This window comes from Mycobacterium fragae, assembly GCF_002102185.1.
Taxonomy (GTDB): domain Bacteria; phylum Actinomycetota; class Actinomycetes; order Mycobacteriales; family Mycobacteriaceae; genus Mycobacterium; species Mycobacterium fragae.
In genome coordinates, this window is record NZ_LQOW01000007.1 from 1 (window position 1) to 12,205 (window position 12,205).

At 66.7% G+C, this 12,205-nt stretch carries 9 protein-coding genes, 2 pseudogenes and 2 riboswitches; all 11 genes and pseudogenes read left to right on the forward strand.

Features of this window, described 5'->3' with window-relative positions; all coding sequences use genetic code 11:
* A pseudogene (locus AWC06_RS05395) lies at window positions 1–132 on the forward strand (type VII secretion protein EsxI); the annotation flags it as partial.
* 87 nt (window positions 133–219) lie between these two features.
* Window positions 220–1,143, forward strand: coding sequence for an ESX secretion-associated protein EspG (locus AWC06_RS05400; protein ID WP_085195169.1), 924 nt, complete (start codon window positions 220–222; stop codon window positions 1,141–1,143).
* A 171-nt stretch (window positions 1,144–1,314) separates the two neighbouring features.
* Window positions 1,315–2,826 carry a type VII secretion integral membrane protein EccD gene (gene eccD / locus AWC06_RS05405; RefSeq protein WP_085195170.1) on the forward strand — a complete coding sequence of 504 codons (1,512 nt, stop codon included), beginning with the start codon at window positions 1,315–1,317 and terminating at the stop codon, window positions 2,824–2,826.
* Window positions 2,798–4,549 carry a type VII secretion-associated serine protease mycosin gene (mycP, locus tag AWC06_RS05410; RefSeq protein ID WP_085195172.1) on the forward strand — a complete coding sequence of 584 codons (1,752 nt, stop codon included), beginning with the start codon at window positions 2,798–2,800 and terminating at the stop codon, window positions 4,547–4,549. Before eccD ends, mycP begins: the two co-directional genes overlap by 29 nt.
* On the forward strand, window positions 4,549–5,697 hold the full coding sequence (gene eccE, locus AWC06_RS05415) for a type VII secretion protein EccE (protein WP_085195174.1): 1,149 nt from the start codon (window positions 4,549–4,551) through the stop codon (window positions 5,695–5,697). The genes mycP and eccE overlap by 1 nt, the downstream gene beginning before the upstream one ends.
* Window positions 5,694–7,526 (forward strand): type VII secretion AAA-ATPase EccA, encoded by a 1,833-nt coding sequence (eccA, locus tag AWC06_RS05420; protein ID WP_085195176.1) that lies wholly within the window; start codon window positions 5,694–5,696, stop codon window positions 7,524–7,526. Before eccE ends, eccA begins: the two co-directional genes overlap by 4 nt.
* A gap of 236 nt (window positions 7,527–7,762) precedes the next feature.
* Window positions 7,763–7,933, forward strand: a riboswitch (M-box (ykoK) riboswitch).
* Between the two features lie 293 nt (window positions 7,934–8,226).
* The gene (locus tag AWC06_RS05425) at window positions 8,227–8,526 is read left to right on the forward strand and encodes a PE family protein (RefSeq protein ID WP_085195183.1); all 300 of its coding nucleotides are present in this window, start codon (window positions 8,227–8,229) and stop codon (window positions 8,524–8,526) included.
* A gap of 14 nt (window positions 8,527–8,540) precedes the next feature.
* The gene (locus AWC06_RS05430) at window positions 8,541–9,746 is read left to right on the forward strand and encodes a PPE family protein (RefSeq protein ID WP_085195178.1); all 1,206 of its coding nucleotides are present in this window, start codon (window positions 8,541–8,543) and stop codon (window positions 9,744–9,746) included.
* Between the two features lie 252 nt (window positions 9,747–9,998).
* Window positions 9,999–10,169, forward strand: a riboswitch (M-box (ykoK) riboswitch).
* 283 nt (window positions 10,170–10,452) lie between these two features.
* Window positions 10,453–10,752 carry a PE family protein gene (locus AWC06_RS05440; protein ID WP_085195180.1) on the forward strand — a complete coding sequence of 100 codons (300 nt, stop codon included), beginning with the start codon at window positions 10,453–10,455 and terminating at the stop codon, window positions 10,750–10,752.
* A 38-nt stretch (window positions 10,753–10,790) separates the two neighbouring features.
* Window positions 10,791–12,044: a PPE family protein gene (locus AWC06_RS05445; protein WP_085195181.1), complete on the forward strand. Its 1,254-nt coding sequence runs from the start codon at window positions 10,791–10,793 to the stop codon at window positions 12,042–12,044.
* Window positions 12,045–12,107: 63 nt separating this feature from the next.
* Window positions 12,108–12,205: pseudogene (locus AWC06_RS05450) on the forward strand (WXG100 family type VII secretion target); the annotation flags it as partial.

The following is a 12,205-nucleotide window of genomic DNA, read 5'->3' on the forward strand; positions in this document are numbered from 1 at the left end:
GAGTTCATCACCCAGTTGGGTCGCAACTTCCAGGTGATCTACGAACAGGCCAACCAGCACGGCTCCAAGGTGCAAACCGCCGGGTCCAACATGGCCTCCACCGACGCCGCCGTCGGCTCCAGCTGGGCCTAACAATCCCCCCGAGCGCGGCAGCACACCCGCCAACGGTGTGCTGCCGCGTTGTGCGGTAACCGAGCTCAACGACACACGAGAGTAGCGATGGACCAACAGGGCACCCGAACCGACATCACGGTCAATGTCGAGGGTTTCTGGATGTTGCAGGCGTTGCTGGATATTCGGCACGTCGCACCCGAATTGCGATGTCGGCCATTCGTTTCCACCGATTCGATGGACTGGCTGAACGAGCACCCGGGCATGACGGTCATGCGCGAGCAGGGCATCGTCACCGACGACACGGTCAACGAGCAGGTGGCCGCCCGGATGCGGGTATTGGCCGCGCCCGACCTAGAAGTCATCGCCCTGCTGTCACGGGGCAAGCTGCTCTACGGCGTCAAGCAACCTGGGGAGGGCGAAGAAGGCTCACAAGAAGAGCCGGTGGGATCCCGAGACATCCCGGACAACGAATTTCGCGTGATATTGGCGCGCCGTGGCCAGCACTGGGTGTCGGCGGTGCGCGTCGGCGACGAGATCACGGTCGACGATGTGGCGATCGCCGATACCGCCTCCATCGCCGCGCTGGTCTTCGACGGGCTGGAGTCGATCCATCACGCCGACCCCGCGGCGATCAACGCGGTCAACGTGCCACTGGAAGAAATGCTGGAGGTGACCAAAACCTGGCAGAGCTCGGGGTTCAACGTCTTCTCCGGCGGGGACCTGCGGCGGCTGGGTCTCAGCGCGGCGACGGTGGCCGCACTCGGGCAAGCATTGTCCGACCCCGCCGCCGAGGCGGCGGTCTATGCAAGGCAGTACCGCGACGACGCCAGGGCGCCCAGCGCCTCGGTGCTGTCGTTGAAGGATGGATCGGGCGGGCGCATCGCGATGTATCAGCAAGCGCGCACCGCCGGGTCGGGCGAATCGTGGCTGGCCATCTGCCCGGCAACCCCGCAGTTGGTACAAGTCGGGGTAAAGACAGTTTTGGACACGCTACCCTACGGCGAGTGGAAAACGCATAGCAGAGTTTAGCAATTACCCCAGGAAATACCGCGCATACCAAGGACTTTCGATAAAGCATTCAGCGATGGTGCAGACACCGCAGAATGCTCTAGAATTAGCTCGAATTGGGACGGCCGTCACAATTATAAATAACGAGGCGAGACACATGGATTCGAAATTCGTCGACAGAGGGGTGGCACAATGACCGCTGTAGCTGAAGCGCCCCAGCCCGGCGCGGAGGCAGTCGCATCGCCCCAGTCCGCCGTGATCGGCGTCATCGCCGGCGACGGTGTGCAGATCGACGTGCTGCTTGACGCCAATGCCCCGGTCTCGGTGATGGTCGACCCGCTGCTGAAGGTCGTCAACAGCCGACTACGCGAACTCGGCCTGGCCACGCTGGAGGCCAGGCAGCGCGGCCGATGGACGTTGTGCCTGGTGGACGGCACTCCGTTGCGGTCACCCCAGTCGCTGACCGAACAGGACATCTTCGACGGGGACCGGCTGTGGTTGCGCTTCGTCGAAGACACCGAGCGCCGATCCCAAGTCATCGAGCACATTTCAACCGCGGTATCGGTGAACCTCAGCAAACGGTTCACCGCAATCAATCCGGTGGTGGCAATACAAGTCGGCGCGGCGATGGTGGCGGTCGGGGTACTGCTCGGCTCGGCGCTGCTGGGCTGGTGGCGTTGGCGTGATGACTCGTGGCTTTCCGCCATTTATGCGGCGGTCATCGCCGTGGTGGTGCTTTCGGTTTCCGTGCTGATCCTGATGCGCGCCAAGACCGTGCCCGACCGGCGCGCCGGCGACATCATGCTGTTGAGCGGGCTGGCACCGCTGGCGGTCGCCGCGGCCTCGGCGCCGCCCGGTCCGGTAGGCGCGCCGCATGCGGTGCTGGGCTTCGCGGTCACCGGCGTTGCGGCGACGCTCGCCATGCGGTTTACCGGCCGACGGCTGGGCATCTACACCGCAATCGTCACCATCTGCGCCGCGGTCACGGTAGCGAGCCTGTTGCGGATGGCGCTGCTGACGGGCGCGGTGACGCTGATGACATGCGTGCTGCTGGCGTGCGTGCTGGGCTATCACAGCGCGCCGTCGCTGTCTCGTTGGCTGTCGGGTATCCGGCTGCCGGTGTTCCCGTCGGCCACCAGCCGCTGGGTATTCGAGGCGCGGCCCGACCTGCCGACCACCGTGGTGGTCTCCGGCGGTGGGCGCCCGACGCTCGGCGGCCCCGAGTCGGTGCAAGACGTGGTGCTGCGCGCCGAGCGGGCGCGGTCGTTCTTGACGGGGTTACTGGTCGGATTCGGTGTGCTGGTCGTGGTGTGCCTGACCGGGCTGAGCGATCCGCATACCGGACAGCGTTGGTTGCCGGTACTGCTGGCCGCGTTCACTGCCGGCTTCCTGCTGTTGCGCGGTCGCTCCTATGTCGACCGTTGGCAGGCGATCACGCTGGCAGTGACCGCAGTGGTGATCGTGGCCGCCGTCGTGGTGCGCTACGCGCTGGTGCTGTCGTCGCCTCTGGTCGTGTCGGTGGGGGTGGGGATCCTGGTGCTGTTGCCTGCGGCCGGTCTGACGGCCGCGGCAGTGGTGCCTAACACCATTTACAGCCCGCTATTCCGCAAGTTCGTGGAATGGATCGAATACCTCTGCCTGATGCCGATTTTCCCGCTGGCATTGTGGTTGATGAATGTCTACGCAGCGATCCGTTACCGGTAAGAGTCGGCCGCGCATAACCCGCGCGGCAGGAGCGAGTGCGGCCGCTCTGTTGGTCGCCTCCGCGGCGCTGGCGGGTGCACCGTCGGCGCAGGCGATCGACCCGCCGGGGATCGACCCGGCCGCCGTACCGCCGGACAGCCCGCCGGGTCCGGCACAGCCGATGAGACAGAGCGCCTACTGCACCGAAGTTGGGGCATTGCCGGGCACCGACTTTCGGGTGCAGCCGAAGTACATGGACATGCTCAACCTGCCCGAGGCGTGGCGCTTCGGGCGTGGCGCCGGGGTGAAGGTCGCCGTCATCGATACCGGGGTGAGCCCACATCCGAGATTTCCGCATCTGATCCCCGGCGGTGACTACGTGATGGGCGGCGGCGACGGGCTGTCCGACTGCGACGCGCACGGCACCATCGTCGCCTCGATGATCGCCGCGGCCCCGGCGACCGGGATCGCACCGGCGCCCCCACCGGCACGCAAACCTCCGCCGGTACCGACCACCGAGCCGCCGCCCCCGCCTCCGCCGCCGCAGACCATCACGTTGTCGCAGCCCCCTCCGCCGCCGCCTCCGCCGCCGCAGACGGTCACCATGACGCAGCGGCCTCCGGCATTGCCGTGGGAGCCGCCTCCGCCGCCGGAGCCCGTTCAGCCCGGCGCGGCCTACGGTGGCCACGGCAAGTTTGTGGCGCCCGGCTATTCCGGTGGGCGGCAAGTGAATGCCGTCGACTATCCACGACCGGCCGACCCGCCGTTGGAGCCGCCGCCGGCAGGGCCGGACGCGTTCAGTGGCGTGGCTCCCGACGTCGAGCTGATCTCGATCCGCCAGTCCAGCCAGGCATTCAGCCTCAAGGACGCCTACACCGGAGACGAGGATCCACAAACCCGGCAGAAGATGGACAGCATCCGCACCATGGCGCGCGCGATCGTGCATGCGGCCAACATGGGGGCTCAGGTGATCAACATCTCCCAGGTGCTGTGCATGAGCGCACGCAGCGTCATCGACCAGCCCGACCTGGGCGCCGCGGTCCGGTACGCAGCGGTCGACAAGAACGCGGTCATCGTCGCCGCCGCAGCCGACACCAGCCAACGAGACTGTAAAGAAAATCCGATCTACGATGCGTTGCGGCCCAACGATCCTCGCGATTGGAACGGCGTGAACACGGTGGTAACTCCGTCGTGGTTCAGCGACTACGTGCTGACCGTCGGCGCAGTGGACGCCGCGGGCGCGCCGATGGACAAACTGAGTGTGGCTGGGCCGTGGGTTTCGATCGCGGCACCCGGCACCGACGTCGTCGGGCTCTCGCCGCGAGACGACAGCCTTGTCAACGCGATCGACGGTCCGGACAACACCTTGCTGGTACCGGCCGGCACCAGCTTTGCCACGGCGATCGTCTCCGGTGTGGCGGCTCTGGTACGTGCGAAATACCCGCAGCTCACATCACACCAGATCATCAATCGGCTGATCCGCACCGCCAGAGCGCCCGCCAGGGGAGTGGACAACCAGATCGGCTACGGGGTAATCGATCCCGTGGCCGCGCTGACGTGGGATGTGCCCGATGCGCCTGCGAGGCCCAAGGAATTGTCGTCGCCGCTGAACCTGCCTCCGCCGCCGGCCCCTCGCAACATGACTCCGGTCTGGGTCGCCGCCGGGGGGCTGGGCGCCGCGCTGCTTATCGCCGGCGCGGTGATCGGGGCGACGGTGCTGATGCGACGGACTGGAAGGCAGTGATGAAGGCGCAACGCAAGCTCGGTTTGGCCGTGTCCTGGCCGCGAATCACCGCGGTCTTCCTCATCGACGTTGCGATACTGGCGATTGCCAGTCACTGCCCCGACGCCTGGTACGCCGGTCACGCGGCCTGGTGGGTGGGGGTCGGTCTTGCGGTGGTGGTGACGGTCGTCGCGATGCTGACCTATCGAGGGTTTCCGCTTGCCTCGGCGCCGTTTGCGCGTGTGCGAAATTGGTACGCCGACCCAGAGGAGCTGACCATCGCCTGCACGCAGCCGATCGATCACCAACGCCGCTTCGGCCGCGACACGGTGGGCGTGCGGGAGTACGACGGCCGGCTGGTGGCGGTGGTCGAGGTCGAGGGGGCACCGGAGACAGCGGTCGGCCGGCACCGTCATCATGAGACCTCAGCGGGGATACTGCCGCTGGAGGTCGTCGCTGGGGCCTTGCGCCAGTTCGATATTCGCCTCGACGGCATCGACATCGTCTCGGTCGGAACCCGCTCGGCGGGCAGCGTCGGCGATCAGCCACGTCGCCTCGATCAGCGCAACACCTGGCTGGTGCTGCGGATGGATCCCCAGCGCAATGTCGCCGCAGTGGCCGCCCGCGATTCGGTGGCCAGCACCCTGGTGGCCGCGACGGAGCGGCTCACCCACGACCTCGACGGGCGAAGCTGCACGGCTCGGCCGCTGACTGCCGACGAGATCCTCGACGTGGACGACGCCGTGTTGGCCGGGCTGCAACCCGCGCAGATTCGCCCGTTTTGGCGCCAGCTGCGCACGCCGGACGGCTATGTGACGAGCTTCTGGGTGTCGCCTGCGGACATCACCGGGGAGACGATGGATCAGCTGTGGCGGACCGACACCGATGTCACCGTGGTGACGATCCGGCTCGTCGCCCGGGGCAAGGGTGCCGAGTTGTCCGCCTGGGTGCGTTATCACAGCGACAAGCGACTGCGAAAAGAGCTGTGGAGCGGGCTGAATCGGCTCACCGGACGTCAGCTGGAGGCGGTTGGCGAAAGTCTTCCGGCGCCGTCCTGGGGTCGACCCCTCACGATGCCGAGCCGCGTGCTGGGCGACGGCGAGGAAATCTCGGTCCCCGCCGGCGCCGCGGCACCGGCCTCGATGGTTCCGGTCGGCGCACCACAATGACCCGGCCGCAGACTGGCGCAACGGACGCGCGCAATGCCATGGTCGCCGGTCTGCTGGCATCCGGCATCTCGGTGAACGGGCTGCAACCCAGCAACAATCCGCAGGTGGCGCTGCAGATGTTCACCACGGCCAGCAGACTCGACCCGGACATGTGCGACGCGTGGCTGGCGCGGGTACTGGCCGGCGACCAGAGCGTCGACGTGCTCGAAAGTGCGTGGCGAGCCGTCAAGACGTTCGGCTGGGAGATCCGCCGCCTGGGTCTGACCGATCTGGAGTTTCGCCCCGAGGTCTCCGACGGGATGTTCCTGCGGCTGGCGGTCACCAGCGTGGAATCGCTGGCCGCCGCCTACGCGGCCGCCCTCGCCGAGGCGAAGCGATACGCGGAGGCGGCCGCGCTGCTCGACTCGACCGAGCCACGGCACCCGTTCGACGAGGAACTGCTCCGGTATGTGCGCGGGCTGTTGTATTTCCGCACCGGCCGCTGGCCGGATGTGCTCACCCAGTTCCCGCCCGGCACCACGTGGCGTCACCCCGAGCTGAAAGCCGCCGGGGCGGCGATGGCTACCACCGCTCTGGCCTCGCTGGGGGTCTTCGAGGAGGCGTGCCGACGCGCGCAGGAGGCCATCGAGGGTGACCGGGTGCCCAATGCGGCCAACGTCGCGATGTACACGCAGGGAATGTGCCTGCGCCACTTGGGCCGCGAAGACGAGGCTGTCGAGTCGTTGCGGCGGGTGTATTCCCGCGATGCCAAGTTCACGCCGGCCCGCGAAGCCTTGGACAACCCCAACTTTCGGCTGGTGCTGACAGATCCGGAAACCATTGAGGCCAGGACGGATCCGTGGGACCCCGACAGCGCACCGACCCGCGCGCAAGCCGAGGCCGCCCGTCATGCCGAAGAGGCCAAACGGTACTTGGCAGAGGGGGATGCCGAGCTCAACGCGATGCTCGGGATGGAACAGGCCAAGCGGGAAATCAAACTGATCAAGTCGACGACGAAGGTCAATCTGGCCCGCGCCAAAATGGGCCTGCCGGTGCCGGTGACCTCGCGGCACACGCTGCTGTTGGGACCTCCCGGTACAGGCAAGACGACGGTGGCGCGTGCCTTCACCAAGCAGCTGTGCGGTCTGACCGTGCTGCGTAAGCCGTTGGTGGTGGAGACCAGCCGTTCAAAACTGCTGGGCCGCTATATGGCCGATGCGGAGAAAAACACCGAAGAGATGCTCGAGGAGGCGCTGGGCGGCGCCGTCTTCTTCGACGAGATGCACAACCTCCATGAGCGGGGCTACTCCCAGGGCGACGCCTACGGCAACGCGATCATCAATACCTTGCTGCTGTACATGGAGAATCACCGTGACGAGCTGGTGGTGTTCGGGGCGGGGTACGCCAAAGCGATGGAAAAGATGCTGGAAGTCAACCAGGGTCTGCGACGCCGGTTTTCGACGGTGATCGAGTTCTACAGCTACAACCCGAAGGAATTGATCGCGCTCACCCAGCTGATGGGCCGGGAGAACGAGGACGTGATCACCGACGAGGCGGTCGACGTGTTGTTGCCGTCATACACGAAGTTCTACGACGACGAGACCATCTCCGCAGACGGTGATCTGATCCGCGGTATCGATCTGCTGGGCAATGCCGGGTTCGTGCGCAACGTGGTGGAAAAGGCCCGCGATCACCGCAGCGCCCGCCTCGACGACGAGGACCTCGACGCGGTGCTGGCCAGTGACGTCGAGGAGTTCAGCGAGGACCAGCTGCGACGGTTCAAGGAATTGACCCGCGAAGACCTCGCCGAAGGGCTCAGCGCGGCGGTGGCGGAGAAGAAAACCGACTAGCGCGACTGCCTCACAGCAACTCAGCAGAGAACTGGAAGTCAACTTTCAGGTGGTCGACAACGCGCGGAAACATTCGTGTGCCACTTTGAAAACCCAACGGCCAGTGAATTTTTCGAACTGCTCTTGACGTGACCCCATCAGGTGTGCGGTTTCGCGCGCCGTCAGCGCCGCGATTTCCGCACAGTTTGCGGGACAGCGCATTGACGGGTATCAGGGCCGGTGCCACCATGACGTTGCATGCACCTCGCTAGGTGAGGCGTCTGCACGGATATAGGCCACTGACCTCGAACGTCGAAAGACGCCCAGGGTCAGGACAGCTCTTCCCGGCTTAAGGGTTGAGCCCAAGTGGCTTCCGGCCCAGCCGGATACGCCGTGTGGTGCCAAAGCTCCGACGAGAGGGGTGCCACCCGACGCGTCCGTCGGGCGACCCCCTCTTTGTCGAGCTACCGCGGCGACGCTGCGTGTATGTCCTGGCCGGGAGGAGGTGGGGCCGAGGCTGAATTCTGTTGATAGTTCTCGTCAGAACTATCCGAGATCCATGACCGTTTCGCTCCGATCCGGTCACGGCAGCGACACCGTCGGCTGAACCGGCTTGTGCCAACCCATGTTTCCGGTTCACGGGGCATGGGCTACTGGCGCATCCGACAGCACAGCGGCCGAGGCCCGTTTCCGGGTCGGGCTTATCCGTAAGGAGAAGTCCATGTCGTTCGTGACGACACAACCGGAAGCGCTGACTGCGGCGGCCGGCAATTTGCAAGGGATCGGTACGGCTATGGCTGCCCAGAACGCAGCGGCAGCCACTCCGACCACCGCGGTGGCTCCCGCAGCAGCCGACGAGGTTTCGGCGCTGACGGCGGCCCACTTCACTGCGCACGCGCAGCTGTATCAAGTGGTGAGCACTCAGGCCACCGCGATCCATGAGATGTTCGTGTCCACCCTTGGAACCAGTGCCGTTTCGTATGCAGCCACTGAGGCCGCTAACGCGATCGCGGCGCGCTAAGGGGGGCTGTCGCAATGGATTTCGGGGCATTCCCACCAGAGTTCAATTCCGCTCGCATGTATGCGGGTCCCGGCTCAGGCCCGATGCTGGCCGCCGCGGCGGCCTGGAACAGTCTGGCCGCCGAGTTGGGCTCGGCAGCGTCCGCGTACTCGGCGGTGATCTCCGGGCTGGCCGGTGGATCCTGGCTGGGGCCAGGATCGGCGTCGATGGCGGCTGCGGCCGCGCCGTATGTCGCGTGGATGAGTTCGACCGCCGCACAGGCTGAGCAGACGGCCAACCAGGCCATGGCGGCCGCAGCGGCATTCGAGGCCGCCTTCGCGATGACGGTCCCACCACCGGTCATCGCGGCCAACCGCGCGCAGTTGGCCGCGTTGGTGGCGACGAACTTTCTGGGGCAGAACACGCCGGCTATCGCGGCTACCGAAGCGCACTACGGCGAAATGTGGGCCCAAGACGCCGCCGCCATGTACGGCTACGCCGGCGCTTCGGCGGCCGCCTCGACGGTGACACCGTTCAGCGAACCGCCGCAGACCACTAACCCGGCCGGCCAGACCGGCCAAGCCGCGGCGGTGGCTCAGGCCGTCGGCACGTCTGCCGGCACGAGCGTGCAGTCGACGCTGTCGCAGGTGGTCACCACGACGCCCACGACGCTGCAGGCACTCGCATCACCTGCGGCGTCCACTGCGCCCAGCGCGCCGGCAGTAACGCTCCCGTTTGGTTTGCAGCCGGGGGACATAACGAACGCGGGGTCGAACCTGCTCAGCGGCTCTCTGACTCCATATTCCCTGGCCGGTATCACCCAGATCGGGGCGGATCTCGCCGTGATGCACGCCGCGGCACAGGGTGGGCTCGGCATCGACGGTTTGGAGCCCGCAACTCCGGTCATTCCGATGGTGCCGGGTTCGAAGGCAGCCGCGATCACACCACTCGGCGTGGGCGGGGCCGGAGGTGTGTCGGCCGGGATGGGCCAGGCCACCTTGGTCGGCAATCTGTCTGTGCCGCAGAGCTGGGCGTCGGCGACGCCGACGAGCACCCCGGCGACGGCTTCGTTGGTCTCCAGCTGGACCGCGGCCCCGCAGGTTGCGGCAGACGAGATGGCCGGGATGCCGGGGATGCCGGGCATGCCGCTGGTGGGATCGGGCGGGCGTGGCTTCGGCTTCGCCGCTCCGCGGTACGGATTCCGCCCCACCGTCATGGCGCATCCGCCGGCTGCCGGTTAGCGGAGGGAGCTGCAGCATGATTTTGCGGCGTACAAAAACAATGGCGACGCGCGGCAGGACTCGCCGCCGAAGGCGTGGGACGTCGCACCGGCCGAAAGCGAGGCCGGCGCGACATTCCCACCGTCCGCGAACACAAGAAGCGCTGGCGCGCAGGCTTTCCCGCACCTGGGAGCGGCCGATCGGCGCCGTATCCAAAATCGTTTTCGCGAGTCGGGTTGACTACCGCCGCACTTGGTGCCACTATTGCCGTTGCATGCACCTCGCTAGGTGAGGCGTCTGCACGGATATAGGCCACTGACCTCTAACGTCGAAAGACGGCCCGGGTCAGGACAGCTCTTCCCGGCTTAAGGGTTGAGCCCAAGTGGCTTCCGGCTCAGCCGGATACGCCGTGTGGTGCCAAAGCTCTGACGAGAGGGGTGCCCGGTCTGGCTGGTCTGCCAGGCCGCCTCATCCCGGTGTGCAACCTGGTGGCACCCACGTGTGCCCTGGCCGTGAGGAGGTGAGGCGAAGTGAGTCCAAGTGACAGTCCGTATCCGAGTTCGATGACCATTTCGCTCGGATCCGGCCCCGGCGCCCTTTTCATTATCTGAATCGGCTTGCGCCGCTTCGATTAACACACGCGTCTCGTCTCGTACGCGCGCGTGGTCATGACGTGTTCTGACACGACCACCGCGGGTTCAGTCTGCTCTGCGTAAGGAGAAGTCCGATGACTTTTGTGACCACACAGCCGGAGCTGCTGGCAGCAGCAGCCGGCCACTTGCAAGGGATCGGCAGCGTGGTTGCTGCCCAGAACGCGGCGGCGGCCGCCCCGACGACCGGAATCGTGCCCGCTGCGGCCGACGAGGTATCAGCCCTGACTGCAACACAATTCGGCGCCCACGCCGCGATGTATCAGGCGGTCAGCGCTCAGGCTGCGGCGGTTCACGAGATGTTCGTGCGCGTCTTGGGCGCCAGTGCCGGTTCATACGCAGCCACCGAGGCTGCCAACGCAATCTCAGCGACCTGATGAGGTCACTCACTTGAGCCCAGTTAAGGAGTGCCGCCATGACTGCAATGCTGGATTTCGGAGCCCTGCCACCGGAGATCAACTCCGCTCGCATGTACGCCGGCCCCGGCCCGGGGTCGCTGATCACCGCCGCGGCTACGTGGAATGGATTGGCCGCTGACCTGCGTTCGCAGGCGGCTGCCTACAGCTCGGTGGTCGCAGGACTGACCAGCGAGGGCTGGCGGGGCCCCGCATCGACGTCGATGGCGGCCGCGGCCGCGCCCTACGTGGCATGGATGAACACCACTGCCGCACAGGCCGAGCAGACCGGCAACCAGGCCACGGCGGCAGCGGCGGCCTACGAGACGGCGTTCGCGATGACGGTGCCACCCCCGGTGATTGCCGCGAACCGCGCTCAGCTGGCCACTCTGGTCGCGACCAATTTTCTGGGGCAGAACACGCCGGCGATCGCGGCCACCGAAGCCCAGTACGGCGAGATGTGGGCCCAGGATGCGGCCGCGATGTACGGCTATGCAGGCCAGTCCGCGGCCGCGACCCAGCTGACCCCGTTCACCCAACCGGTGCAGAACACGAGCCCCGGTGCGCTGGCGGGGCAGGCGGCTGCGGTCACCCAGGCCAGCGGCACTTCCGCTGGTACGAGCTCAGCGACCGTGTCGCAGCTGACCTCAACGGTGCCTACCGCGCTGCAGCAGCTCGCATCGCCCATGGGGTCCGCGTCGTCCTCGTCCTCCGACTCGGGGCTCCTCGGCCTACTGCTGGGGGGATCTTCCGGGAACTCTGCGCTCGACAACTTTTGGAATGAGTGGGGACCCAACGCGAATATCTGGAACACCATATTTTCGTCCGGGTTCTACATGCCGAGTAACACGTTGGGCGCCTTCACGGGTCTGATGACCGCTGGCGCAGCCGGCGAGACTGCGGCGGCCGGGGACGCGATAGGAGGGGCTGCCTCGAGTGGCGTCGGCGCAGCGCTCGGGGCCCCGGCGAGTGGGCTGAGCGGGCTCGGCGGCCTCGGCGGTCTCGGCAACGGGATCTCGGCCGGGCTGGGCAAGGCGGCCTCGATCGGGCCGCTGTCGGTACCGCCGAGCTGGACCGCGGTGACTCCGCCGATCAGCCCGGTCGGCTCGGCGTTGGGCGAGACCCCGCTGGCCGCTCCGCCCGCGGTCGCGGCGGGCATGCCGGGCATGCCGGTCGGGACCATGGCGGCGCGTGGGACGGCCGGGGTAGCCAGTGCGGATACCCGCTTCTTGGTCCGCCCCCCGATGGTGCCGAGTTGGGCGGCCGTCGGCTGACGGCAGGCCACCTCGCCACCACACCGTAACTGTCACAACATGATTCGAAGTTAGGAGAAACCAATGACCACGCGTTTTATGACGGACCCGCACGAGATGCGGGCGATGGCGGGCCGTTTTGATGTGCACGCCCAGACGGTGGAGGACGAGGCCCGCAAGAT

Excerpts from the sequence above, each read along its gene's own strand:
- AWC06_RS05400 (WP_085195169.1), top strand. The coding sequence starts at position 220 with ATGGACCAACAGGGCACCCGAACCGACATCACGGTCAATGTCGAGGGT.
- eccD (WP_085195170.1), top strand. The coding sequence starts at position 1,315 with ATGACCGCTGTAGCTGAAGCGCCCCAGCCCGGCGCGGAGGCAGTCGCA.
- mycP (WP_085195172.1), top strand. The coding sequence starts at position 2,798 with ATGTCTACGCAGCGATCCGTTACCGGTAAGAGTCGGCCGCGCATAACC.
- eccE (WP_085195174.1), top strand. The coding sequence starts at position 4,549 with ATGAAGGCGCAACGCAAGCTCGGTTTGGCCGTGTCCTGGCCGCGAATC.
- eccA (WP_085195176.1), top strand. The coding sequence starts at position 5,694 with ATGACCCGGCCGCAGACTGGCGCAACGGACGCGCGCAATGCCATGGTC.
- AWC06_RS05425 (WP_085195183.1), top strand. The coding sequence starts at position 8,227 with ATGTCGTTCGTGACGACACAACCGGAAGCGCTGACTGCGGCGGCCGGC.
- AWC06_RS05430 (WP_085195178.1), top strand. The coding sequence starts at position 8,541 with ATGGATTTCGGGGCATTCCCACCAGAGTTCAATTCCGCTCGCATGTAT.
- AWC06_RS05440 (WP_085195180.1), top strand. The coding sequence starts at position 10,453 with ATGACTTTTGTGACCACACAGCCGGAGCTGCTGGCAGCAGCAGCCGGC.
- AWC06_RS05445 (WP_085195181.1), top strand. The coding sequence starts at position 10,791 with ATGACTGCAATGCTGGATTTCGGAGCCCTGCCACCGGAGATCAACTCC.